This is a genomic window from Erythrobacter sp. S259 (assembly GCF_057364965.1).
Genome location: NZ_CP200286.1, coordinates 2,001,114 through 2,025,574, shown reverse-complemented (window position 1 = coordinate 2,025,574; position 24,461 = coordinate 2,001,114). Strand labels below are relative to the sequence as shown.

24 protein-coding genes and 1 riboswitch are annotated in these 24,461 nt (G+C 57.8%); of the genes, 16 read left to right on the top strand and 8 right to left on the bottom strand.

Features of this window, described 5'->3' with window-relative positions; genetic code table 11:
* The first annotated feature begins 14 nt into the window (after nucleotides 1–14).
* Nucleotides 15–2,090: a glycoside hydrolase family 97 protein gene (locus tag AC0V60_RS09620; RefSeq protein WP_486178254.1), complete on the top strand. Its 2,076-nt coding sequence runs from the start codon at nucleotides 15–17 to the stop codon at nucleotides 2,088–2,090.
* A 1-nt stretch (nucleotide 2,091) separates the two neighbouring features.
* Here the strand turns inward: AC0V60_RS09620 and AC0V60_RS09615 are convergent, their stop codons facing one another.
* Nucleotides 2,092–3,018 carry an alpha/beta hydrolase gene (locus AC0V60_RS09615; protein ID WP_486178253.1) on the bottom strand — a complete coding sequence of 309 codons (927 nt, stop codon included), beginning with the start codon at nucleotides 3,016–3,018 and terminating at the stop codon, nucleotides 2,092–2,094.
* Nucleotides 3,019–3,322: 304 nt separating this feature from the next.
* Nucleotides 3,323–3,435, top strand: a riboswitch (TPP riboswitch).
* A 36-nt stretch (nucleotides 3,436–3,471) separates the two neighbouring features.
* On the opposite strand from AC0V60_RS09615, the gene thiC reads away from it, so the two are divergent.
* The 4 genes from thiC to AC0V60_RS09595 all read left to right on the top strand — a co-directional run bounded on the left by thiC (nucleotide 3,472) and on the right by AC0V60_RS09595 (nucleotide 8,002).
* Entirely contained in the window at nucleotides 3,472–5,370 is a 1,899-nt protein-coding gene (gene thiC / locus AC0V60_RS09610) for a phosphomethylpyrimidine synthase ThiC (protein WP_486178252.1), read from the top strand.
* A 255-nt stretch (nucleotides 5,371–5,625) separates the two neighbouring features.
* Nucleotides 5,626–6,537: a hypothetical protein gene (locus AC0V60_RS09605; protein WP_486178251.1), complete on the top strand. Its 912-nt coding sequence runs from the start codon at nucleotides 5,626–5,628 to the stop codon at nucleotides 6,535–6,537.
* A gap of 6 nt (nucleotides 6,538–6,543) precedes the next feature.
* On the top strand, nucleotides 6,544–7,107 hold the full coding sequence (locus tag AC0V60_RS09600) for a hypothetical protein (RefSeq protein ID WP_486178250.1): 564 nt from the start codon (nucleotides 6,544–6,546) through the stop codon (nucleotides 7,105–7,107).
* A gap of 43 nt (nucleotides 7,108–7,150) precedes the next feature.
* A complete protein-coding gene (locus AC0V60_RS09595; protein WP_486178249.1) occupies nucleotides 7,151–8,002 on the top strand; it encodes a RidA family protein in 852 nt (283 codons plus the stop codon).
* Nucleotides 8,003–8,067: 65 nt separating this feature from the next.
* Here the strand turns inward: AC0V60_RS09595 and AC0V60_RS09590 are convergent, their stop codons facing one another.
* Together AC0V60_RS09590 and AC0V60_RS09585 are read right to left on the bottom strand one after the other, a co-directional pair.
* Nucleotides 8,068–8,562: a YaiI/YqxD family protein gene (locus AC0V60_RS09590; protein WP_486178248.1), complete on the bottom strand. Its 495-nt coding sequence runs from the start codon at nucleotides 8,560–8,562 to the stop codon at nucleotides 8,068–8,070.
* Nucleotides 8,559–9,152 (bottom strand): lipocalin family protein, encoded by a 594-nt coding sequence (locus AC0V60_RS09585; RefSeq protein ID WP_486178247.1) that lies wholly within the window; start codon nucleotides 9,150–9,152, stop codon nucleotides 8,559–8,561. Before AC0V60_RS09585 ends, AC0V60_RS09590 begins: the two co-directional genes overlap by 4 nt.
* A 123-nt stretch (nucleotides 9,153–9,275) precedes the next feature.
* On the opposite strand from AC0V60_RS09585, the gene AC0V60_RS09580 reads away from it, so the two are divergent.
* The 5 genes from AC0V60_RS09580 to AC0V60_RS09560 all read left to right on the top strand — a co-directional run bounded on the left by AC0V60_RS09580 (nucleotide 9,276) and on the right by AC0V60_RS09560 (nucleotide 13,327).
* A complete protein-coding gene (locus AC0V60_RS09580) occupies nucleotides 9,276–9,785 on the top strand; it encodes a hypothetical protein (protein WP_486178246.1) in 510 nt (169 codons plus the stop codon).
* Between the two features lie 18 nt (nucleotides 9,786–9,803).
* Complete coding sequence (locus AC0V60_RS09575) at nucleotides 9,804–10,769, top strand: hypothetical protein (RefSeq protein ID WP_486178245.1); 966 nt, start codon at nucleotides 9,804–9,806, stop codon at nucleotides 10,767–10,769.
* A gap of 299 nt (nucleotides 10,770–11,068) precedes the next feature.
* Nucleotides 11,069–12,043, top strand: coding sequence for a hypothetical protein (locus AC0V60_RS09570; protein ID WP_486178244.1), 975 nt, complete (start codon nucleotides 11,069–11,071; stop codon nucleotides 12,041–12,043).
* 115 nt (nucleotides 12,044–12,158) lie between these two features.
* Complete coding sequence (locus AC0V60_RS09565) at nucleotides 12,159–12,689, top strand: hypothetical protein (protein WP_486178243.1); 531 nt, start codon at nucleotides 12,159–12,161, stop codon at nucleotides 12,687–12,689.
* A 293-nt stretch (nucleotides 12,690–12,982) separates the two neighbouring features.
* Nucleotides 12,983–13,327, top strand: a complete 345-nt coding sequence (locus AC0V60_RS09560; RefSeq protein ID WP_486178242.1) for an HPF/RaiA family ribosome-associated protein — start codon at nucleotides 12,983–12,985, stop codon at nucleotides 13,325–13,327.
* A gap of 62 nt (nucleotides 13,328–13,389) precedes the next feature.
* Here AC0V60_RS09560 and AC0V60_RS09555 read toward each other — a convergent pair whose 3' ends face one another.
* The gene (locus AC0V60_RS09555; RefSeq protein WP_486178241.1) at nucleotides 13,390–14,616 is read right to left on the bottom strand and encodes an FAD-binding domain-containing protein; all 1,227 of its coding nucleotides are present in this window, start codon (nucleotides 14,614–14,616) and stop codon (nucleotides 13,390–13,392) included.
* Nucleotides 14,617–14,754: 138 nt separating this feature from the next.
* Between AC0V60_RS09555 and AC0V60_RS09550 the strand changes: the two genes are divergently transcribed.
* Together AC0V60_RS09550 and AC0V60_RS09545 are read left to right on the top strand one after the other, a co-directional pair.
* On the top strand, nucleotides 14,755–15,336 hold the full coding sequence (locus AC0V60_RS09550; RefSeq protein ID WP_486178240.1) for a fasciclin domain-containing protein: 582 nt from the start codon (nucleotides 14,755–14,757) through the stop codon (nucleotides 15,334–15,336).
* Between the two features lie 61 nt (nucleotides 15,337–15,397).
* Nucleotides 15,398–15,838, top strand: a complete 441-nt coding sequence (locus AC0V60_RS09545) for a COG3650 family protein (RefSeq protein WP_486178239.1) — start codon at nucleotides 15,398–15,400, stop codon at nucleotides 15,836–15,838.
* Nucleotides 15,839–15,877: 39 nt separating this feature from the next.
* On the opposite strand, the gene AC0V60_RS09540 is transcribed toward AC0V60_RS09545, so the two are convergent.
* Complete coding sequence (locus AC0V60_RS09540; RefSeq protein WP_486178238.1) at nucleotides 15,878–17,392, bottom strand: S41 family peptidase; 1,515 nt, start codon at nucleotides 17,390–17,392, stop codon at nucleotides 15,878–15,880.
* Nucleotides 17,393–17,654: 262 nt separating this feature from the next.
* Between AC0V60_RS09540 and AC0V60_RS09535 the strand changes: the two genes are divergently transcribed.
* A complete protein-coding gene (locus AC0V60_RS09535; protein WP_486178237.1) occupies nucleotides 17,655–18,248 on the top strand; it encodes a YbhB/YbcL family Raf kinase inhibitor-like protein in 594 nt (197 codons plus the stop codon).
* 44 nt (nucleotides 18,249–18,292) lie between these two features.
* Nucleotides 18,293–18,544: an SWIB/MDM2 domain-containing protein gene (locus tag AC0V60_RS09530; RefSeq protein WP_486178236.1), complete on the top strand. Its 252-nt coding sequence runs from the start codon at nucleotides 18,293–18,295 to the stop codon at nucleotides 18,542–18,544.
* A gap of 186 nt (nucleotides 18,545–18,730) precedes the next feature.
* Here AC0V60_RS09530 and AC0V60_RS09525 read toward each other — a convergent pair whose 3' ends face one another.
* Nucleotides 18,731–19,132 (bottom strand): DoxX family protein, encoded by a 402-nt coding sequence (locus AC0V60_RS09525; RefSeq protein WP_486178235.1) that lies wholly within the window; start codon nucleotides 19,130–19,132, stop codon nucleotides 18,731–18,733.
* 132 nt (nucleotides 19,133–19,264) lie between these two features.
* Between AC0V60_RS09525 and AC0V60_RS09520 the strand changes: the two genes are divergently transcribed.
* Complete coding sequence (locus tag AC0V60_RS09520; protein WP_486178234.1) at nucleotides 19,265–20,671, top strand: dipeptidase; 1,407 nt, start codon at nucleotides 19,265–19,267, stop codon at nucleotides 20,669–20,671.
* On the opposite strand, the gene AC0V60_RS09515 is transcribed toward AC0V60_RS09520, so the two are convergent.
* Entirely contained in the window at nucleotides 20,662–20,814 is a 153-nt protein-coding gene (locus AC0V60_RS09515; protein WP_486178233.1) for a hypothetical protein, read from the bottom strand. The two genes, AC0V60_RS09520 and AC0V60_RS09515, sit on opposite strands and share 10 nt — an antisense overlap.
* A gap of 60 nt (nucleotides 20,815–20,874) precedes the next feature.
* Entirely contained in the window at nucleotides 20,875–21,696 is an 822-nt protein-coding gene (dapD, locus tag AC0V60_RS09510) for a 2,3,4,5-tetrahydropyridine-2,6-dicarboxylate N-succinyltransferase (protein WP_486178232.1), read from the bottom strand.
* Between the two features lie 247 nt (nucleotides 21,697–21,943).
* Here dapD and AC0V60_RS09505 point away from each other — a divergent pair, with 247 nt between their 5' ends.
* On the top strand, nucleotides 21,944–24,448 hold the full coding sequence (locus AC0V60_RS09505; RefSeq protein ID WP_486178231.1) for a S8 family peptidase: 2,505 nt from the start codon (nucleotides 21,944–21,946) through the stop codon (nucleotides 24,446–24,448).
* Nucleotides 24,449–24,461: the final 13 nt, after the last annotated feature.

The window sequence follows — 24,461 nt, the reverse complement described above, 5'->3', positions numbered from 1 at the left end:
ATTGGGAGAAAGTGATGCTTCGCCTTTGGATCAAATGGGCCGGTCTGGCGCTCTTGAGCTTAACTGCGATTTTGCCACTCAGAGCAGCAGAGCTAACCTCCACTTCGCCAGATGGAAAGATTGTCCTGACCATTAGCGATGACGGCGGCCATGCTAGCTATTCGATCAGCTACGATGGTAAAGAAGCGGTGCGGTCCTCGCGTTTAGGCATGCTTTTCCGTGATCATCATGGCTTTGAAGATAGCCTTGAGTTAGATCCGCTAACAACCGAAGTCTCCGTCGACCAAAGCTGGGAACAGCCGTGGGGCGAACGCCGCATAGTGCGCGACCATTACAATGAAATTGAAGTGATCTTCGCCGCGACTGACGGGCCCGAGCGCCACATGACGGTCCGCTTCCGCGTATTCGATACAGGCGTGGGTTTTCGATATGAGTTACCAGAGCAGGACGCGCTCCAGGGCGCAATCGCGATCACCGATGAATTAACCCAATTTGCGATTGGAGCAGATGCTGACACTTGGTGGACGCCCAGCCGTCAGTTCAACCGCTACGAATATATCTATCGCAAGGGCCCTGCTGGGACGGTGGATGATGCGCATACGCCAGTTACCTTCCGCAGGCAAAACGGTGTGCACATCTCGGTCCACGAGGCGGCTCTGATGGACTATTCCGCTATGTCACTGTTGGCAGCGCGACCCGGCGATTTCGAGGCGCAGCTTCGCGAGGGGTCTGATGGGATCAAAGTGCACACTACTGCGCCTTTCAAAAGCCCTTGGCGCACCATTCAGATCGCCGGCGACGCAGTTGGCCTTATCAACTCTGATATCATCCTGAACCTTAATGAGCCCAATAAACTGGGCGATGTCTCATGGGTCGAGCCGGGCAAATATGTGGGCGTCTGGTGGGAGATGCACATTCGCGACCGCACATGGGGCAATGAAGGCATTCACGGCGCGAACAATGCTGATGTGATCCGCCATATAGACTTTGCCGCCAAGCACGGGTTCAAGGGCGTGCTCGTCGAAGGGTGGAACACCGGCTGGGACGGCGATTGGTTCAACAATGGTGCTCTTTTCAGCTTTACCGAGACTTACCCCGATTTCGATCTGCCGATGCTGAGCCAATACGCCGCCGACAAGGGCGTTCGCCTCATTGGTCACCACGAAACGAGCGGCAATGTCGCCAATTATGAAGCGCAGATGGCCGATGGTTTTGCACTTTACCAAAAGCACGGTATTCGCGAGGTGAAGACGGGTTATGTTGCCGATGCTGGCGATATTGTGCGCTATGACGACAACGGCGTGAAGCAATATGAATGGCACGACAGCCAGTTCATGGTCAGGCACCACATTCGCGTTTTGGAAGAAGCGGCCAAACACCGCATTTCAATCAATGCACACGAGCCTGTCAAAGACACGGGGCTGCGCCGCACCTATCCCAATTGGATGACCCGTGAGGGCGCGCGCGGGATGGAGTTCAACGCCTGGGGTACACCGCCCAATCCGCCTGAGCACATCTCCATTCTGGCTTTCACGCGCATGCTCTCAGGTCCGATGGATTTTACCCCAGGCATTTTTGATCTGCGCCCCAATGAGAAGCCACCTCTTCGCGAAGGCATGGAGCGCAGTGATCCCTCCAACCGCCCGCAAACAACACTGGCAAAACAATTAGCGCTCTACGTTGTGCTCTATTCCCCGCTGCAAATGGCGGCCGACCTGCCAGAGAATTACGAAGCGCGCCTTGATGCTTTCCAATTTATCAAAGATGTTGAGGCCGATTGGGAAGAAAGCGTCGCTGTTGCAGGCGAAGTTGGCGAATATGTCGCCATCGCCCGAAAGGGGCGGGCAGGGGGCGAATGGTTCCTTGGCGCTGTGACAGACGAGGACGAGCGTGTGATCGAGATCCCGCTGAGCTTCCTTGACGAGGGCAAACGCTACACCGCGCAGGTGTACCGCGACGGCTCGGATGCCCATTGGGAGACCAACCCTTACGACATCGTCATCGAAGAGGTCGAAGTGAAAGGTGGCGGCGTTATTGTGGCTAAGCTCGGCTCATCGGGCGGCCTTGCGGTTCGATTTATCGAAAAGTGATCTAGCCAAGCACCCAGCTAAGCACTTCGGGAAGGCGCTGCGCCCATGCGTTTTCCTCGTGCTCCGCGCCGGGATAGACGCGGCTTTCCCAATGCCTGCCGCGCACCCAATCACTGGCTCCCATTTGAGCGTCAATGGCGGCCTGATATGGCGGGTAGTGCGCATCTAGCGCTGCGTCGCCATGATCAAACCACAACCGCCGACTGCCTGGCTTCCCAAGGCGTTTCGCTATGAATTCCTGCCAAATGCTGAGCATTTCCGCGTCCGGCTCGCTAACCGTTTGAGGCGAAGTCCCCGGCCAATGAGTGCTCACACAGCCAGCCCGGCCAAAGACTTCGGGGTGCTCAAGAAAGGCATAGAGGCTGATCAACCCGCCCATGCTTGAGCCTATGATCGCTGCGTCATTCGGCCCGGCTTTGGTTCGTAAGTGACGGTCGGCCCATGGCTTCAGCACGCTGGCGATCCAGTTGATATAGGTGCGTGAGACGATGGGTTTCCCATTGCCAAAAGCGTCCATTCGCGCCCGTAGGTCTGCGCCTGCCGCATTGTAGGCTGGTTCCGGCATATATTGGCGGTAGCGGTCCGCACCTGGTGACCATATGCCGACGATAATCCAAGGATCCTCGCTTGCTTTGGCGGCGTGTCCCAGCATCGCCTTGTCGGCTGCCCAGACTTTGTCGAAGGTCGATAACGCCGGATCGAACAGGTTTTGTGCATCATGCATATAGAGGACACGATAGCGCTTGGCACTGGCGTCATAGCCCGGCGGAAGCCAGATCGAGAGCCGCTGCTCTGGCAGGCCGAGCGCCCTGACACCGGAATATTCGAGCATTCGAGCGCTGGTGTTATTGGAGCTCAAGATAGCTGGCAAACTGACCAGTATCGCCGCTGCCGAACCAGTTTTCAGGAACGTTCTACGTGTTTCCATGGCCAAGATAATAACGCGTCACCGCTCAACTGTCACCAAAACCAGATGTAAGGCAGGGCCAAGATAGCGCTGTCGGCTGAGCGAAGGTGTTGAACAGCGTACTGTTATAAAACCGACATCCGAGAGCTTCACTATAGGCTGTTCGTCAGGCACGGCGGTCAGGCGCGAAATGACCAGGGCGGTCAGGCGCGAAATGACCACGGCGGCTACCACAAGATCACCTCGTCCTTTGATAAAAGGTGCGAGCGGGGCCGTGAACTGTACCTGATCGCTATGGACTAACGCTCGGATGAGGCGTAACACCTTTCCATCCCCGGGGAGCGTAGCTTTATGCGCTGAGAGGGACGAGTAAGCACCGTCCGACCCGTTGAACCTGAACCTGTTAACACAGGCGGAGGGAGCGGTTTTGGCTTTGACCACACGCTCGCATTCCGCCCTTAGGAGCGAGCAAACATGGCCGACATCAATTCACCCGTAGAGATTGGCGTAACCACCGGACCCATCCGCGGAAGCCGCAAGGTCTATGTCGGCGCGCGCACGGGCTCTGGCATTCGTGTGGCTATGCGGGAGATCGACCTTGAGGGCGATGAGCCATCTGTGCGCGTCTACGACACCTCCGGCCCCTACACCGACACAGATGCCAATATCGACATTAACGCAGGGCTCCCTGGCCTTCGCTCCGACTGGATCAAGGCGCGCGGCGATGTCGAGGAATATGACGCGCGCGAAGTCAAGCCCGAGGACAACGGCCAGCTTGGCCCCGACCGCTCTGGCGGCGTTCCGCAATTCCCCAATGTTGTGAAACGCCCCCTTCGCGCAAAAGCCGGCCACAACGTCAGCCAAATGCACTACGCCCGCAAAGGCATCATCACGCCTGAGATGGAGTATGTGGCGGAACGCGAGAACCTTGGCCGCGAACTTGCCGCTGATTTCAAGCGTGATGGGGAGAGCTGGGGCGCGGAAATTCCCGATGTCATCACGCCGGAATTTGTCCGCGATGAGGTCGCAAGAGGCCGCGCGATCATCCCCAACAACATCAACCACCCGGAATCAGAGTCTATGGCAATTGGGCGCAATTTCCTTGTTAAGATCAACGCCAATATCGGCAATTCCGCTGTGGCGTCGGACGTCGCCACCGAAGTCGACAAAATGGTCTGGGCCACCCGCTGGGGCGCGGACACTATTATGGACCTCTCCACCGGCCGCAACATCCACGACACCCGCGAATGGATCATCCGCAACTCCGCCGTCCCCGTGGGCACCGTGCCGATTTACCAAGCGCTGGAAAAAGTGGGCGGGGTTGCCGAAGACCTCACTTGGGAAATCTTCCGCGACACCTTGATTGAACAGGCCGAGCAAGGCGTCGACTATTTCACCATCCACGCAGGCGTTCGCCTCGCCTATGTGCCCATGGCCGCAAAGCGCGTCACCGGCATCGTCTCTCGCGGCGGCTCCATCATGGCGAAATGGTGCCTCGCGCACCACAAGGAAAGCTTCCTCTACGAGCATTTCGACGACATCACCGAAATCATGAAAGCCTATGACATCGCCTATTCGCTGGGCGATGGTCTGCGCCCGGGCTCCATCGCGGATGCCAATGACGAGGCGCAATTCTCCGAACTCTACACACTGGGAGAGCTCACCCACCGCGCGTGGGAGCAGGACGTTCAGGTCATGATCGAGGGGCCGGGCCACGTCCCCATGCACAAGATCAAAGAGAATATGGAAAAGCAGCTGCAAGTCTGCGGCGAGGCGCCTTTCTACACATTGGGCCCGCTCGTCACCGACATTGCGCCCGGGTACGACCACATCACCAGCGGCATTGGTGCAGCACAAATCGGTTGGTACGGCACCGCTATGCTTTGCTACGTCACGCCCAAAGAGCACTTGGGGCTACCTGACCGCGACGACGTAAAAGTCGGCGTAGTGACCTACAAACTCGCCGCCCACGCAGCCGATATCGCCAAGGGCCACCCGGCTGCCAAAGTGCGCGATGATGCCCTGTCAAAAGCGCGTTTTGAGTTCCGCTGGCGCGACCAGTTCAACCTGTCCTTGGACCCCGAAACGGCCGAGGAATTCCACGACCAAACGCTCCCCGCAGAGGGCGCAAAGACCGCCCACTTCTGCTCCATGTGCGGACCAAAGTTCTGTTCCATGCAGATCAGCCAAGAGGTGCGCGACTTCGCCGCCAAGCAAAACGAAAGCCCCGAAAGCTTCCTTGCCGCCGAAAAACTGGGCGCAGAAACCGCCGAGGCCAGCAGGCAGGCTGCGATTAAGGGGATGGAAGAGATGTCCAAGCTCTATGACGAGAAAGGACGCGAACTGTATTTGCCGGAGGATGCGGCGGAGTAGTTCTTACTGTTAACCCGTTCACCTTTCATGCGACCAAACACCCGTTCGCCCTGAGCCTGTCGAAGGGCAGCCACAACGCTTGCCAATCGAACTTCGACAGGCTCAGGGCGAACTGGGTTTGAGCGGTGCAAGCAGTCTTTGTTTCTCTGAGTTGTGAGATCTAGACAACTGTGGACGCGCTACTAGATGCTATCGTAGTTACAAATAAAACTCGATAGAGCTCCATTGAACCTAATAAAGTGGCGGAGTATTTTGATGGGGCGACGTAACCGTGAAGAAAAGGTCTTTTTAAGCTATCACTATATTTCGAAAAAGGACGGGGGCAAATTCAACGTCGATGAGTTTGCGGTGCTGGCCGAAAAAATCAAAGAATTCCCAAAGGTAAATATCAAGAAGAAGAAGAATGTGTCGCTGATGCGCACAGGAAACCTTGTGCCTTTGACCGATTTTGAAAGACTCAACGACTTAACGATTTTTGGAGCATTTCACGCGACCTATACCGGTCACTCTTATGAAAATAACGAGAAAGGAACCATTCCCTCACGAAGTTTGAATATTCGAAAATTCTACTATTTGCTGTACCTCTCAAAGGATGGGAAAATATATATTGGGGCGCAATATCTTGGAGCATTTGGCGGGTATGGCGATATCTCCTTCGCAGTAAAGAAACTGCTGCCTTCTGGCTTGGCTTTGAATTCGACTGCGATCCGAAGCATGAGCTACGCGGCCAAAAACGTCTCACCAAAAGAGGTGCGCCTCACCACGCAGCGTCCAACCGAGGAGAAGGGAGGTAAGCCTTCACTTGTCGAGCGGCGTGTTGTTTCACTTCAAAGAAATGAAAAGGGCAGTCCGTTTGAGGACGCGGTGCGAGGCGGAATATTGCCGCTCTTCAAGCTTCCGGTGAAAGATAGAAAGGAGGCCCTGATAAAGGAACTGGAAAAATCGGGGCTACATTTCTTCGATGAAGATGAACTCGCCAATTGCAATATCGTTGTTGACATTGATGGTCGGCAACAGACCCTTTATCTGTTCGATAATGGTGTTCACGCCACAAAGTTTGATGCTGATGTGGCTTTGACGTCTGAAGGTCATCCGGAGCCAAATGAGCTGAAGAAACAAATGCTCCAGCTGTTAGACAAAGAAATAATCAACGCGGGGAAGGGATAGTATCGATTGGGTCCGTTCGAAGCCTTCACTGCAAATTCTAAGACGTTCTATCATCCGATCACAAAGGAGCGGCAGAGCCCTTTCCTGGGGCGTTGCGTCGTTGTATTGATTGCTTCTTCCATCAGCGTGGTGGGTGTGGCTTCACAGCAGCTGGGTGACTCACTTCTCTCGGTTCTCGCTGTTCTGTTGGGTTTTGGCTTCAGTATTCAGTTCTATCTTGCGGCGGCGGATCCCCTCTCAGTTTCGAGCCAAGATTATTTGGAAGACCAAGCTGATGCCTCAATCTTGAACGAACTTGCGGACGAGATTTATGATAATGTCGTCTATCTCAATTACCTGTCGCTTTCCGCAACAATACTAGCATTCTTTGCCTCGATTGAGGCACCAATATCCCTAGCGGATGCCCCTCTTATGCTTCGTACTGTCTATTTTGGGGGTGGGAAGTTTCTGCTTTTGCTCTTTACTGGAGAATTCGTAATGACTTTCCTCAGAGTGATGAAGCGATCTTCACTACTCTTTTCAGAGCGAAAGCGTCTTAGCTCAAGCCGCCTTCCTAGCGGTGTGAATTAAGATTCTGTCGTGTATCGCAGCTTGAAACTGTAGTGCCGAAACCATGCCCCACCCAACCACCACCCTAACCGCGCTCCTCACCCTAGCGCTCGCCGCCACGCCTGCCATCGCGGAGAACCCGCCAGCCACCACCCCCGAGTTCCTTCCCAACAAAGCCTCCTCTGCGCCATTCTCCCGCGCTGTGCAGGTGGGCGATACGCTCTACCTTGCAGGGCAGCTCGGCCTTGCGCGTTCCACCGACGCTGACCAAGCAAACGGGATCGAGGCCGAAACGCGGCGGGCTATGGAGCGGATTGGGGAGACCCTCGCGTTGTACAACCTCACCCACGATGCGCTGTTCAAATGCACCGTTTGGCTCAGCCGTATTGGCGACTTTGGGGCCTTTAATGCGGTCTATCGCGAGTTCTTCCAAGAGGGCCGCTATCCCGTGCGCTCTACCATGGCGGTGAAGGACTTGGCGGCGGGCGCTCAAATCGAGATCGAGTGCACCGCGTATAATCCGAAGGAGGCGCAGGTTCGCGCTGTGGATTGGGATATGGCGGTCACCTATCTCTATGCGGGCGAAGCGAAGGCTTCCAATGTCTACACCGCGGGGGAAGCGAGCGTTTGTGTGGGCCGGTGGAGGCTGCACGCCGATGCGATAGATGATGGCGCGTTTCCCAAACCGGCTCTTGATGCCTTTACGCGGCCCTTGCAATTGCGAGACGCGATTGCGTCAGCGGACCTGTTCCGAACGAATGATATGGACCGCGCTGTCATGCGAAACGCAGGGAAGGAGGCCGAGGCGCGGCTGCGCGGGGCTCTTGGCGGGGACGCGCAGGCATTTCGCCAATATTTCGAGGCGCTGGGTGAGTGTTCGTACCGCGCGGAAACAGTGGTGGGTTCTGGCGATTAAGAGAGCAGGCGCATTACCCCATGCTACGTCTTTACCCCATGCTACGTCTTAACCCCAGAGACGTCTTAACCCCGCGATAGGGCCATCATCACCCGGTCGAGGCTTTGCAGAAACTTTGATCTGTCCGCCTTGCTAAATGGGGGAGGGCCGCCGCCAATGCTCCCATCCATTCCGGCCATTCCCGCGCGCAGGTCTTCCATGATTGCGCGGGTGGCAAGGGCGCTGCCGATGCTGGCGGAGGTGAATTCATCGCCATTGTGTTTTAGGACGCGCGCGCCTGCTTTGAGGCACCTGTCGGCCAAGGGGATGTCGCCGGTGATGACCACGCATTTTGGGGAGACGCGCACAGCTTCCTCAGCGATCCAATCGTCGGCGGCATCGAAGCTGCTATCGACCACCACGCGTTTTACACGCGGGCTGTCAGGGATGCGAAAGGGGGAGTTGCTGACCACGCGCACATGGGCTTCGGGAAGGGGCGCTTTGAAGCGGGCCGCGACGCGGTAAATCTCTTCCTTCACCGGGCATGCGTCGGCGTCGATCAGGATCGTTATTGTGCTCATGGTGCGGCCTGTTTGGTCAGGCGCACCAAGTCCCAGTCATAGCCGAGGCTCTCCACGCGCTGTTTCAGCATGGTGCGGCGTTCTTCGCTGGGCACCGCCTCGCGGGTGAGCATCCAGAGGTACCGGCCTGAGGGTTCGCCTACGATGGACCATTCATACTGGCCGTCTGCACCCGGCTCGCTGCGGTCGAGCACCCAGTAATCGCCAAAGAAAGGACCGAAGAAGCTCACCTTGAGCTTTGCGCCGCTCGATCCCTCGACGATCTTGGCGCGGCCTGCGGATTGCTCGAGCTCGCCGTCAAGCCCGCCTTTCAGGCACGAATTGACCACGCGGATGTTGGAGGCAGATGAGGTCTCGCGGATAGAATATTGCGCCGTCACCCCTTCGCAGCCTTCTTGGAATGGCGCTTCGTACCGGGCGTACTCGTGCCATTTGCCAAGGTATGCGGTGAGCACCACCGGCTTTGCAGGCTCTGGCACGGCCATATTGCCGACGGGGCCGGGCGCACCGACACATGCTCCAAGGGCGAGCGGCATTGCGAAGGTGAGCGCAGTGAGTGTGATGGCCGATGAACGTCCCTTGTTGGTCATAGCTTGGCTCTCCTCACCGCGCCCAGAAACAACGCGTGTTCAAATTCTAACAGGGTTTGTAAATTGAACCACCCCAGCCAGCGCTCTACTTGATCTCACGCAATTTCAATGGGGAGCCCCGTAATGAGCATTCTACTTTCAGCCGCAAGCCTAATGGCACTTCAGGGTATCACTCTGGTCGAGCCGCCTAAGGCTGATGCCAGCGGCATGGCTGCCGAATATGGCAGCGGAGTGTGCCGGATTACCGTGTTTGGTACAGACACAAACGGCGACGAAATTCGGGCGCAGTTCTCGCGCCGCCTTCGTGATGGCAATCTCGCCCTGCAACTCAGCGGGCGGTTCATCAGCAAATACCGCGATAGAGATCCCAATGAGAACCACCCTGTCACCTTAAAGTTCGACACAGGTGACAGCGCAGCGTCGCGCTCTGGCGGGTATGATACCGGAGGCTTTCGCGAATATGCCTGGGGCGGCTGGGGCGAGGGGGCTGCATCCGATGCCACCTATGCGCAGTTGAAGGATGCAAGCTCTTTCACGGTCGCCATGGATGGGAGCAGCTTTGGACCGTTCGTCTGGAGCGGAAAAGGCGCTGTCTACAAGGCGATGGACGCCTGCGAATCCGACAACAGCTAACTGCGGATTGGGGCGATCGTGCGGTTTCTAGCGGTTCTTTTGGCGATCAGCCTTGGCGCGGCAATAGGCTTCGTCCTGCCGGTGCCCGCTGCTGCCCAGGATGTGGGGAATAAAACAGGGCATGATGCGGGGCATAATGCGGGGCAGATTGCCGATAAAGACCGCGAGCGGTGGTGGAGCGCGGTTGAGGCCTGCGGCACAGCCAACCGCGCCGCCTGCGATAGGGCGGTGACGCTCGCCAACGGGCTGTTCGGGCGCACCGACCGCAATGTTGCGATCACCTGGATGCAAGTGTGCATGGCAGGCGATATCGACCGGTGTGAGATTGGATACCGGCGATTTCGCACCACCAGTTTTGAAGACGATCCCAGGCCCATCTCGCACATGTTTGCGCGCGCCTCGTGTTATGGCGGTATCCATGATCTGTGCCGTCCGTGGGACGATTTTGAAACCACTGACGAAGACGCGCGTGCATTGGTGATGGCCGATGTATGTTTGCAGGGGGCAAAGCCCAACACCTGCTACACAGCGCTTGCTCATTTTCGCCACAAGAAAGGCCTCTACAACCGGGTCACAGGCGATCTCTCTCGCGCTTTGTGTGAGCGGTACATGTCGGGCTCTGCGTGCCGGGTTTTTGCCGAATTTTCAGAGGCCACTTGGGACTATGGCCGCGCTTACAGGTTTCACAATTTCGCGTGTGAGCGGGGCCTTCAAGAAAGCTGCCCGGATGCGCGCCGGATCAAGAAGCGGCTCGATTATGTTGCTGCCAAACGCGAACGCGAGATCGAGATGCAGGAGCGCCTGAAGGCAGCGGTTGCGCGCGGACGCGCACAGCGCACTCAGCTGGGCCAACAAGGGTATGGCTATAACCCATCCAGCCGCACACCGATCACCCCCTTTGGCAGCGGGCAGCGCGATATTGAAAACTGGAACCGGTACAACCGCAATCTGTGTCTCGGAAATCCGCGCTCTACTTCTTGTTGAAAGTCGCAATGAAATCATGCGCTTTCACAGTGTAAGAAGAAGTAAATCCTCACCAAACCGGCGGCTTTCACAGGTAAAGTGTGACCAACTGCACAGTATTCTTCGCAAGTGCACAATAACTCTGAAGCATGACGAGGTGGCCAGTGCACCCGCCTGTACAATCGCACCCCCCTATGGGCCTTCACTGCTCAGACACGGTGCAATTTTGCGGACAGTAACGCAGCCGGCCCAATTGCGAAGAATCGCGCCAGATGTGTCGGCGCTGGGTGAGCCTTGGATGATAGGCTCGAGGAGTAGAAATGCCTTGGAGAGGACCGCTTGGCGGTGACCCTTTAGAAACGCTGCCGGGCCCCGATAACCCGTGGCTGACTTGTGCAGGAGACGGCGCAGCTGCGCCTGATCAATCACAGGGCAGCGGTTTGACGCTTCCTGATTTTGAAGGTTCGGTGCAAAACGCGGTCAAGATCGACTGGCGCAAAATTTCCACCGGGATGGGCATGATTGTGGCCGGGTTGGTCGTGATCATCGCCAGCATTGTGGGCGCCTTTGCGGTCGCCGCATCGCTGCCTGCAAGTGCGGTAGGCTCAGCAGCAGGCGTGCTGGTTTCGGTGGTCGGCGTCGCTCTTGCAGCGGGCGGCTCTATTTTGATGGGGGCAGGCGGCGCGACGATCATCGGCGGGATTGATCCCAAGATTTCCGATTACAGAAAGCACGTTCCTGCCGTGCCCATGCGCAAGCTCGCGCTTGCCGCTGATCTTCCGCCGCCCGTTGCGCGGTTTATGCAGGCGGTGTCTGAGGTTGAGCGTCTTTCCACCGCAGAAACCGATATCATTGATCACGCGCGCGCCGCGGCCAAGGCGAATGACAAAAGCTGGACGGAGCTGCATTTGCGCGATCTTTATCATGTGCAAAACGCCAAACAGCATTTCATCGGCGAACTTGCCGAGGCGCTGAGCGCGATCAACGATGCATTTGGCAAGGATTTTGATCAATACCGCGTTGACCCTGAAGAGCCGGTGCGCGATCTCGTGAATCCTTTGATTGAGATGCGCGGCACATTGAGCGAGGTCGCTGGCCTTAGCAGCGCTGAGATCAACAACATCCTTGCAACCGTGCGCATACCCTCTCCCATGTCCGATGCGATCGAAAGTTCGGTTCACGCAGCCGCGGCCAAAGCAGGCGGAAGCCCGTCGCAAATGGTGGGGCTTGCCGTGGAACAGCTCAAATCGCTTGATGCAATCGACCGCGGGGCTTTTGGCCTGAAGAGTGGGTGACCTGAAGAGTTGAGTGACCTGAAGGGGCGAGAGTCTAGAGCCTCGGGGGACGGCAAACGCCTGCGGGCAGCGCACACACTTTCCTACTTCGCCAAAATCTGCCCAATACTGGCAGATGGAACAGACGCGAATAATCAAAGATGAAACCGTAAGCGCGGTAAGTGACACACACGCACAGGATATAGCCCCGCGCAAACGCCGCCGCTTTGATACTGGCAGGCAGGCTGTTTTCCTGCGAGCGCTCGCGGCCACGCATTGTGTCGCTAAGGCTGCCCGTATGGCGGGTGTAGGGCGAACCTCTGTTTATCGTATGCGTGCCCAGCTTAAGGGCGAGGCTTTTGACCTTGCCTGGGAGGCAGCGCTGCAATGCGGCCTTGATGCAGTCGCTGATGCGGCGATTGAGCGGGCGCTGAACGGTGTGGAAGTGCCCCATTTTTACAAAGGCGAATTGATCCACACCTCGCGCAAATATGATGAGAAGCTCACGATTGCTCTGCTGTCTTTGCGGGAAAAAGGGCGGCAAAATCACGCCCCCTCGTCGCATCCCGCATCGGCCTACCCGCCCGATGGCAAGGGGGGCGAATTTGTAGGCCTGTTGCAGCGGATCGAGCACGGGCTGGAGCGCTGGGAAGACGAGTGGTCTTGATCGCCTGCGGGCGAAGTTTGCCGGGTAAGGTGTTCCATAAATCTGCCCTAAAGACCGCGGTTTTCCGGGGGTCTTGCCGCACAAGTGTTGGAACATAAGGAACAGCGGTGTTCCAAAACGCGTTGGCGACACGGCCTAAATCTCACTGTGTCGGGGCGCGAAAATACAAGCACACACCATTCGAACTAAGGATCAAACACGAGGATACAAGACTGTAATTTTCGCCCATCAATCGCCACATTCTGGGTGCAGAGCAATGCACACATAAGTGAAAACCAAAGGAGAAGCGCGAGATGCAGTTTCAGTTCAATTCCGACAGCTCAGTCATGGGCACTCATAACGTGGCGGAGCGGATTGAAGAGATGGTGCGAGAGAAGCTTTCTCGGTTTGAGGATCGACTGACCCGCGTCGAGGTTCACGTCTCGGATGTGAACGGGTCCAAGCACGGCGCGGATGACAAACATTGCACCATCGAGGCGCGCCCCCGTGGTGGCCGCCCGATTGGTGTGACGGGCAAAGCGGATAAGGTCGATGATGCCGCAAGGCGCGCGGCCAACACTCTGGCGCAGCGTCTGGAGCGGCTGTTTGGGAAAGAGGAGCGGCACAAGCACGATGCTCGCCCAGATAAAGTAATATGATCGCGCCACGCTAATACGATTGCGCCACGCTAATACGATCGCGCGAAGGTGATGTAATCTGCCTATGCGCCAGTGATGCCAAGCTCGGCGAGGATGCTGGGGATGGCTTTCTTGATCCGGAAAAACCCGGCCCTTGCATGGGGCCAGGTCGCCCGGTCAAGGTCGCTGACGAGCTGGATGAGCTCGCCGTGTTTTTGGAGCGTGGCAAGCTCACTCCACAGCGCATCGCGCGTCCACCCGGTGGGAAGGTAGGGGGCCGCCAAATTGTCGATTTTCGCCTCGGAGAGGATCGCTGAGAGGCTGCCGTTGCAGGTCCAATGAACGACCTCGCAGCCGTATGCTTCGCTGGCCGCTTTTGCCCCGTCCGTGACCGCTGTGCGGGTAAAGTTCAGGGCAATATCGCCAACAGCGCCCGGCGACCGGGCTTCGGGACGGGCAGCGGCGATGATGAGTGACGGGGCGCGGGCCAAGGCGAGCGGGATGTGGCTCGCTGCCTCATCGTGGAGGAGGAGGGCGAAGGGCCTATCGCCCAGCTCTCCGGTCGGCAGGTCGGGCATTGAGCGAGCGTGCTCTTCGGGTTCTTCGAGGGGTTCGGCTTCGCTTGCCGGGCCTTCTACCTCGAGAGGGCCACCAGCACGCCGCTGAGTATAGCGGGCGATGTTGTCGGCCCGTGCAAGGTAGGTTTTGCCCTTGGTGTGAAGCCCGCCCACCCAGCGCCACGAAAGCGTGTTCGAGGCCGCATCGCCGTCCGCAAGGTGGGACAAGAAGAAGTCAGCGCCAAGCTGCCAGTCGAGTTTGAGAGTAAAAATCCAGATGCTCGCAAACCACATGCGGGCGTGATTGTGGAGATAGCCGGTTTGAGCAAGTTCACGCACCCAATGATCGAACGCTGCAATGCCGGTGCGCCCCTCGGCCGCCTCGGCGTAGGCTTTTGCAAGGCCCGCATTGGCATCAATCGCAGCGAGGGCTTTGTCCCGGCCCTTGGTGTAGCTTGCCCAAATGCTGGGCCGCTGTTCAAGGTAGCCTTTGAAATAGACCCGCCAGAATACTTCGGAGACAAAGCTCTCTGCATCCTCAGGAGAATGGTGAGACAGCGCAGCGTTAATCACCTCAGTTTCGCTCAAAAGCCCGGTGTGCAGCCACGGCGACAATTGCGAGACATTGCCGAGCATCCCGCTTTCCGGCGTGCCATCGTCATAATTGCGCGAGCGGGCGTAATGCGAACCCGAAGCAGGCGCGAATTCAGCCAATCGTTGAAGGCCAGCGGACCGGGTTGGGACAAATGTCATGCAAGCTATCCTGACAGGCCAAGAGCATCCATGGGGACGGACTTTGCGTAATTATCGTTGGAGCTGTCAGAACAATTGCAGCTGCGCTAAGTTCCCGCCGCGTCCATCCCTGTAGGGCGCCCAGACAAGGATCACGTTATGAAAACGCTGAAGAAAGCAACCCTCACCGCCTTTGTCGCAGTGAGCACATTGGCACTCACCGCATGCGGCTCAGAGGCTCCCGCTGATGAAGCAGGCGCTGACAGCATGATGGCCGAACAAGCCGCAGCGCCCGGCACGATTGTCGAGGTTGCCTCTGGCGATGAAGCGACATTCTCAACGCTTGTGGCGGCTGTCACCGCTGCTGGGCTGGGCGAGACTTTGTCGGGCGAAGGTCCCTTCACCGTATTTGCGCCGACCAATGATGCATTCGGCAAACTGCCAGAGGGCACGGTTGAAACGCTCACCACCGAGGACACTGAGACGCTTTCCGGCATTCTCACTTACCACGCGGTCGAAGGTGCCGTCGATGCAGCCACCCTGATCGCTGCAATCGAAGAAGCGGGCGATGCCGGCTACACCGTGACCACTGCCAGCGGCGGCACGTTGAGCGCGGCATTGGTCGATGGCGCAGTTGTGCTGACCGATGCGGCAGGCGGAACAGCCACAGTGACCGCAACCGATGTGGAAGCCTCAAACGGTCTGATCCACGTCATCGACGCGGTTTTGATGCCCGAATAATTATTTTGTTCTGTCTGCGGGCGATTTCCTACCGCTTGCAGACAATGCTATCGGGGCGGGCATGAAACAAAGCCTGGCTCTATCTTCCGTTCTTCTAATGCTCGCAGCATGCAATGAGACACAAGGGGAAATCAGCCGCGATAGCGCCCCCTTTGATGGTATCGCTGAAACCGCGGCCATTGATGTTGGCGGTACAGAGCCTTTCTGGGGGCTCGCTATCAAGCCTGTGGCGGGCGGATTTGAAGCGAAATATTCCTCGCCAGAATTGCCCGATGGGGCAATGTTCCCCGTCTCGCGGTTCGCTGGTAACAATGGTATCGGCTTTTCAGGGGACTGGGACGGCGCGCCGGTCAACCTTGCTTTGACGCCCGGTGCGTGCAGTGACGGGATGAGCGAGCGCACATATCCTTACACCGCCACCCTCCAATTGGACGAAGTGACGCTGTTCGGATGCGCGCACACCAGCGATGAACCCTTCGAAGAAGGTGAGGTCGCCCCTTAGGCAGGGGCAACCTCATATTCGTTTTGGGCCGTGTTGGTCTTAGAACAGGCCGGGGATTTGCAGCTGAGCTGCACTCGGGCTTTCCGGCATTACGATTTCAGGCCCGCCAACGCTGCGAACGCTTTGTCCCTGAACGCCGCTGATCGGAGTGCAGCTGCGCCCGGCAAGGAAATCGAGAGCAGTGGCAATCGAGGCTTCCCCTGGATCGCCAAGTGGCCGTGTGAAGTCATCATTGGCCCGGCAGGTGTTTGGCATGACGCTCGCCAGCCCTGTGAAATAGTCGCCTTCGTTATTGGCGTTCAGCGTCTGGAAGGTGACAGCCCTGACGCGCAAATCGCAGTCGGCAAGGTCAAAGGCAAACTGGCCAACCGGCTTACCCGAGGTGTCAGAGCCCACCAGCGCGATCCGGCCCGAGGCAACATAAGGAAGCATCGCATTGGTCACGAGCTCGGATGCAGATGCGGTGCTTCTGGTGCCGATGAGAACAAGGCCCTCGGGCTGAAGCGCGTTGAGTTCGGAGAGAAACAACCGCGTTTCGTTGCGGTCTGAACGCTCTTCACGCAGGACCGTCCGGCTGAAGACCTGACTGATTTGATCGCGGCCCATCAAATCGCCCAGCGTCTCCGCAACGCTGACCAGACCGCCGCCGTTATAGCGAAAGTCCATGATGAGCTCGTCAACATTATTGGAGGTGAACAATTGGAAGGCATCGCGCAGTTGATCGGCTGCATCGTTCACGATGAACGTGCGCAGGTTAAGATAGCCAACACTGCGCCCGCCATCATTGATGATAACCGCGCCGTAGCGGTCCGATACCGGATCAAGCGAGAAGTCGGCTTTTGCAATGCTTTCTTCGAGAACCGTGCCATCGGCCTGCGCAAAACGGATGACGCGAGTGACGCCCGCGTCCGATGGGCCAAGCGCCTCGAACACAGCAGTGGTCCCGCCGCTTGCGAGCAGATCGCTCACTGTTTCAAGGTTGGATGCATCAACGCCAATCGCCAAAATTTCGGTGCCCCGGTCGATGCCGGATTGGAACGCGGGCGCGTTTTCGAACGCCTCGAGGATGAACAGCCGATTGTTGGTCTGGTCAAAACTAAGGCGAATGCCAAAGCCTGCGCTGGAACCTGAATTGATGAGCGCGTTTTCTTCTTCGATTGACGTTGCAAAAGTGAAGCCCACATCGCGGGACTGCGCCCGTGCCGGTGCAACGCGGGCATCGAGGAAGGATTGGACGGTGGAAAAGTTCGCCGGGTTCACCGTGTTGTCGAGCAGATTGGGGAACAGATACCAGTCGTTGAGCACATCGTCAGCAAAGGCGATCTGGTTGCCGACCGAGCAAGCATCGGATGTCGGCGCAGGTGTCGGTGTTGGCGCTGGTGCCGCAATCGGGCTGGGCGTTGGCGCGCTGCTCCCACCGCCGCCACCGCACGCTGCCAGCGCCAATGCCAGTGTCGCGGATAGAGCGGTGCGTCCTGCTGTTTTAAGAGTGCTAAGTGATTTTTGGCGGCCAGCTGATGTGTCGCTGTAGGCCATGAGTAGGCTATGTTTCATGAGAAAGCTGCGGCTCCCGTGTCTTTTTGATGTTTTGGCCCCCGCGCGGCTATTGTTCATGCATATTTATGCGCAGCGGGCAAGACTTCACTTTGCGATCTGTGGCCTTAAAACCCGCAATCAGGGGCAATTAATCGGTTTTGGATGCTCTACCTTACAAAAATTCTCGAGTTTTCCTCAACAAACCGGGGCAAATCGCGGGTGGCTCTCTCGTTTTGCCCCCGTGTTCCGACTAGCACCATAGATATGGAAAGACAGAATCATGGCTGACCTGCCCGATTGGCTCACTTCATCGCTGCCCGAAGCGGCGCGTCATCCCGGTCTTGCGATTGCAAGTCTTGGGGACGCAAAGACGCTTGGCAAAGGTGGTTTCAAAATGTGGAGCCCTGCTTTCGAAGGTGGTGAGGAACTTGACCCGTGCTTCACGGCTGTCGAGGAGGACGCGGTTGCGCCCCCGCTTGAATGGAATGCCCCTCCGCCTGGCGCTCAGGAAATCGTGATTATTGTCGAAGACGCGTCAAGCGCGGGTGATGACCCGGCGGCGCAATGGGTGATCTGGGGGCTGCCTGGCCAAAAGGGCAAGCTTCTCGAAGGCGAAGTGCCGCCGCGCGCTGGCAAGAACGCGCGGGGCAATTCGGAATGGCTATTGCCCGACCCGCCAATTGGCGAGACGCGCCATTATGTGTTTCAGATTTTCTCAACTGACTTGCCGCTGACGATGATGCCGGGGGCAACGAAGGAGGAAATCAAGAAAGCGATCAAAGGTTTCGTGACCGGTTGTGCAGTCCTCTATGCGCCCTTTACAGGGGTTGAGGCTGCTGATGCTGATTTCGAAGACGACTTTGATTTTGATTGATTAGAATTTTGACTAAACTGCCATAATTACAAGGGAGATAATCCATGGCTGGCAAGACCAACGCACTGCAAAAGCCCGTAACGCTTTCAAGTGATCTCGAAGCGGTAATCGGCAAAGGCCCGATGACCCGCGCTCAGGTGACCTCGAAAGTCTGGGAATACATCAAGGCAAACAGCCTTCAGGACAGCAAAGATAAGCGTCAGATTAATCCTGATGGCAAGCTTGGCGCGGTGATCGGCAAAGACCAGATCTCCATGTTTAAAATGACCGCTGCGGTGTCAAAGCACCTCAGCTAAGCCCTTCGGGAGCTTACGGCTTTTCAAAGCCTATTCAGCAGGCCAGCGGCGCGGTGCAATGAGCCCCGCTCCGCTGGCCTAGCTGTTTGCCCTTTCCAATACGGCCGCCGCCTCGCTGGGGTGGAGTGGCTTTCCTACTCCCTTTTCGTTTCTTAGGGCGAGATGACACGCCGCTTTACGAACGGATCACGGGGCAGATTTGCGCTGCGGCATACGAACCTCGCCCACCCATAGAGCAAGCCAGATGATCACCGGCTGCGCGAACATGCGCGGTATGTGATAGGCAGCGCCCAGTCCGCCGTCCTCGCGCGCCATATCGAGAATAAGATGGTTGATGTTTGCAGGCCAAACACACAGCGCATAGAGCGCAAGACCAATCCCGCCCCATTGCCTCAGGCGAAGGTTAAATGGCTGTAGGATGGCCGCCGCGCCGAGGATCTCGGCAATGCCTGTCCAAAAGATGATCGCCTCTGGGGCCGGAATGGCGCCGGGCATGATCGCGAGGAACGGCTCAGGCTGCGCGATATGCATATAGCCTGCAAAGGCGTAAAATACGGCAAGAAGGATGCGCAGGGCGGCTTTGATCACGTTTGCGCGCTCCGATTGATGTGTATCTCTGGATTGGCGGAAATGCTCAATTGTTTGTATCCCTCGGGCGCGCTAGTCATGATGACCGGACTTGACTGATCGACCGCCTGCCTACCGGGAGAGGCCTGCCAGATGCAACATGCACTTCACTCTATCACCGCAATTGCGCTTATCGCCAGCGCGCCCGTTCTGGCTCAGGATAAATCGCCAGCGTCTTTAGAAGAAGGGCTCCTTGCGGACGGAGGCGAGTTAGAAACGGTGGAGCCAGAAACGGCTGAGCCAGAAACGGTGGAGGCCACAGAACCTGCCCCGCCGCCTGATCCCGCACTCGTCGAAGCGCTTGGCGCGCTTGATATCGCGCCGGTCTTTGATGGTCACAATGACGTGCCGTATCAATTGCGCATCCGCTATGAGAACCAGATCGCGGGGTTTGATTTTCAGGACACCACTGGAACCGGCGCAAACCACCCGCAAGACCGGGCGATGCAGACCGATTTGAACCGCTTGGCAAAGGGCAGGGTGGGCGCGCAGTTCTGGTCGGTGTTCGTATCGGTCAACCAGACCGGACCGGAAGCGGTGCAGCAGACCCTGGAACAGATCGACGTGATCAAGCGGTTGATTGCGCAGTACCCTGATCAGATGGCCTACACGGAAACTGCAGATGGGATCGAACGCGCGGTGGCGAGCGGGAAGCTTGCCTCGATCATCGGCATGGAAGGCGGGCACTCGATCGGATCGAGCCTCGCGGTGCTCAGGCAGATGTATGAACTTGGTGCGCGCTATATGACGCTTACGCACTTTAAGAACACGCCCTGGGCCGACAGCGCCACCGATGATCCGGAGCACGGCGGCCTCACCGATTTCGGCAGGGATGTGGTGCGCGAGATGAACCGCCTCGGCATGCTGGTGGACCTTAGCCATGTGAGCGAAGAGGCGATGATGGACGCGCTTGATGTCACGCGTGCGCCTGTCATTTTCAGCCATTCGGGAGCGCGGGCGATCAACGGACATTCGCGCAATGTGCCTGACAGCGTTCTCATGCGCCTGCCTGACAATGGCGGGATAGTGATGGTGGATGCGGTCCCCGGCTATCTCAATGAAGAAAGGCGTTTGTGGTTTGCAGAACGTGTCGCTGCCGAAGCAAGGGAGCAATCACTCTTCCCCGGCCAGCCTGACGTGGTTGAAGCTGCCATGGCCGAATGGGATGCGGCTAACCCTGAGCCTGAGACGACGGTGAGCCATATGGCCGATCACATCGACCATATTCGGACGGCCATCGGTGTCGAATACATCGGAATCGGAGGGGATTTTGACGGCATTCCCAATGGGCCTGCCGGGTTTGAAGACGTAAGCGGCTACCCTCAGCTATTCGCTGAACTGGTCAGGCGCGGATACAGTCAGGTCGAATTGGAATTGATCGCAAGCCGCAATGCCTTGCGGGTCCTGCGCGAAGCAGAGCGGCACGCGGCAAGGGTAAGAGATCAGCGCCCTATCGAGACGCTAATCCCCGCCCAGAGTAAGGCTGACGATCAGCCGTAGAGAGCAGGCACGATCCAAATCACGCTCATGGCGATAATCGCGAGAATGAGGCTAAACGCGAGGATGTAGCGCAAAATGCCCGGTGTGCTTGCCGCGCGTGCGTCATCATCTTCAATGTGAATGGCGTCGTCTTTGTCGTCCATACGTCCCTCTTAACTGATCAGCTGTAAAACCCAATGGATCATTGGCACATTGGTTCCAACTTAGTCCCTCAGCAATTCGTTGATCCCGGTTTTGGAGCGGGTTTGCGCGTCCACAGTCTTCACGATCACAGCGCAGGCAAGCGAGGGACCGCCGCTGGAATCAGGCAGGGTTCCGGGCACCACAACCGAATAGGGAGGGATACGGCCTTTGATGACTTTGCCGGTATCGCGGTAGACAATCTTGGTCGATTGGGTGATGAAAACGCCCATCGCCACGACGCAGCCTTCGCCGACGATCACGCCTTCCACGATCTCTGAGCGCGCGCCGATAAAGCAATTGTCTCCGATGATCGTGGGGTTGGCTTGCATTGGTTCAAGCACGCCGCCAATCCCGGTTCCTGCTGAAATATGGCAGTTTTTTCCGATCTGGGCGCACGAACCAATCGAGCCCCATGTGTCCACCATCGTGCCTTCGCCCACATAGGCGCCGATGTTCACAAAGCTTGGCATGAGAACACAGCCCGGTGCGATGTAGGAGGCGTGGCGGGCGATGGCTCCCGGCACGACGCGGATGCCGGCATCGGCAAAGCGCGCCTCGTCCCAGCCTGCAAACTTGCTCGGCACTTTGTCATAGCCGGGCGCGCCCGCAGATCCGCCTTCGATGATTCGGTTTTCATTGAGGCGGAAAGACAAAAGCACAGCCTTTTTCAGCCACTGATTGACCTGCCACTCGCCATCGCCTGCTGGTTCAGCAACACGCGCAGCGCCGCTGTCGAGCATCTCAAGTGCCTCCTCAACCGCGCCGCGCACCTCGCTTTGCGGAGTGATCATATCGCGCGCGTCCCACGCTTGCTCGATGGCGGTGATGAGGGTCTCAGTCATAATTGCTCCGTGAAAACAGATGCCTTTGTCGCAAGTGCTTGCCCCGTTTCAGGACAGGACGATGAAGGCCTAGGGATCAGATTCGGCGTTGCTGCTACCTCTTCGTACACCTACCGGCAAGTGCGCGATCTTTGATAAAGCTTGATCCTAAATGGAGGCAGTCGCGCAAGACAACGGCTTGATCGGTGTTAGCTAATAGGCTTAGAAGGCCTCAAGCCTAGGGGGCTAAAGGCAAAGGAATCGATATATGTCTCTCACCTCTCGGGCTTTGCCCGGTGCGGCTTTGCGGCCGCTGGCCATAAGTTTGCTTGCAGTGCCAGGCGCGCGCGGACACCTAAGGGCGCAGCCTCATCCGCCAAAGAGCGATTCTGCATCACCGATCAAATGGAAAATTGCAGCAGCAGCCGTTGCCTGCGCCGCGCTTTCGGCTTGCGGCGGCGGCGGCGGTGCTTCGGGTCCTGGTGTGAGCTCTGTGCCTCCTGTGCCGGCTCCCCCGCCGCCTCCGCCTCCGCCCCCGCCACCGCCGCCACCACCACCGCCGCCGCCTTCATCATTCGACACCGCTGAGGTCAGGCGCTCGGACGGGGCGGTTTTCCACGGAGCGGAAACCGCGTGGACCGACGGGACAACAGGAGCAGGTCAGATTATTGCGATTGTCGACACCGGAATTGATATCGACAGTCCGGAGTTTACGGGCCGCATCCACCCAGCTTCTCAAGATGTAACAGGCGCTGGCCGCTTCGTTGACCCAGAAGATGATCATGGCACCAATGTCGCTCTGGTCGCTGCAGCAGGGCTCGATGACACCGGCGTGATTGGCATTGCTTTTGATGCTCAGGTTCTTGCCTTGCGAGCCGACAGGCCGGGCTCCTGCGGTGAAGACACACCGCAAGACGCCAGCCTTGGCTGCGTCTTTGCTGATAGCGATATCGCGCGCGGCATTGATGTCGCGGTGCAGGCTGGCGCTGTCGTCGTCAATTTGAGCCTTGGCGGAAGTGCAGCGTCGCTCGAATTGCAAGAGGCCGTCGCTCGCGCAGCGAACGCGGGCGTGTTGATTGTTGCAGCCGCTGGCAATGACGGATTGCCGCCTGATGAGGTCGATGAATTCTCCCGGACTCTGATCGCGGCTGGGGGCGATAACGTCATCATCGTCGGATCGGTTGATGACAACGGCAACATATCCGAGTTCAGCAACCGTGCGGGGCAATTTGCTGGCAACTTCATTGCCGCGCGCGGCGAGAGGATTTGCTGCGTCTACGATGAAGGTGAACTCTTCATCGAAGAAGTCGATGGTCAGGAATTTGTCACCCTGTATTCCGGCACCAGTTTCGCCGCTCCTCAGGTGGCAGGCGCTGTGGCTCTTCTGGCTCAGGCGTTTCCCAATCTCACTGGCGCTGAAATCGCTGAGATACTCTTCGATACGGCGCGTGATGCGGGTGCCATTGGCACGGACAATGTCTTTGGCGCCGGCATTCTCGATATCGCGCAAGCGTTTCAACCTCAGGGCGCAACAACCGTTGCTGGCACTGGAAATGTGCTCGCGCTCGCTGACAATTTTGCAATTGGTTCAGCGGCGATGGGCGATGCGTTGGACACAGCCTCGCTTTCGGCCATTGTGACCGACCGGTATGACCGCGCTTTTACAGCGCAGCTGGGCCAGAACACCCGCAATGCACCACAGGTGCAACGCCTTCGCGGGGCAGTTGGTCAAGGTGCCAGGACGAGGGCAGGGGGCAACGAACAGCTGTCCGTTGCCGTCACAGTGGGCGAGGGACAGCGCGCGGCCGGGGTTGGCTGGGCGCAGAACCTCCAACTGACAAGCGAAGAGGCGTTCGGCGCGCGGGTTCTGGCAGGCCGGGTTGCGGCGCGAATTGCGCCTGATATGCAGCTTGGCTTTGCAATCTCGCAAGGTGCATCCGGGCTTGTCGCGCAGCTTCAAGGGGCCCAATCCCAAAAATCAGGGCGCGGTGCGTTTCAGATCGCACCTGAGGCAGGCAATGACACCGGATTTTTGGGCGACAGTCAGATCGCCATCGCATCGCGGCGCGAGTTTGGGGAATGGGGCCTTACCATCTCAGCAGAGCGCGGACGCGCGTGGCTTTCTGATTTCCGCAACGCTGACGATGCTCTTGACGGAGAGATTGAGCGCAGACCCACTACCAGTGTCGGATTTGCCGCAGACCGCAGCTGGGCAGGCTTTGATCTGAACGCTGGCGCGACGGTTTTGCTTGAGCAAGACACATTGCTTGGGGCCCATTTCAATCCGGTCTTGGGACTTGAAGGTGCACAGAGCATTTTTCTCGATGGCAGGGTCTCACGCAAGGTGGGTGGCCGGTGGCAAATGGGGGCAAGCTACCGTGCTGGATTCACCCGGCCGCAGGGCGGTTCGCTGATCGGAGCAGGCTCGCAGATCAATACGAGCGGATGGTCACTGGACCTGACGCGCTTCGGCGTATTTTCGCGCAGCGATAGCCTTGGTGTTCGCTTTAGCCAGCCACTGCGAGTGAGCGGCGGTGCGCTGCAATTGGATCTCCCGGTTGACTATGACTACGCCACCGAAAGCGCGATCACGGGCCGTCAGGCTTTATCGCTCACGCCTTCGGGACGCGAGCTGATTGGTGAGCTTGGCTGGAGCGGGCGCCTGCCGGTGGGAACAGTTTCGGCAAGTGTCTATTACCGCAATCAACCGGGCCATTTCAGCGATGCACCTGGTGATGTGGGCGCACTGATCTCGCTTAGCTCCTACTTCTAGGCAAGCCTCACGC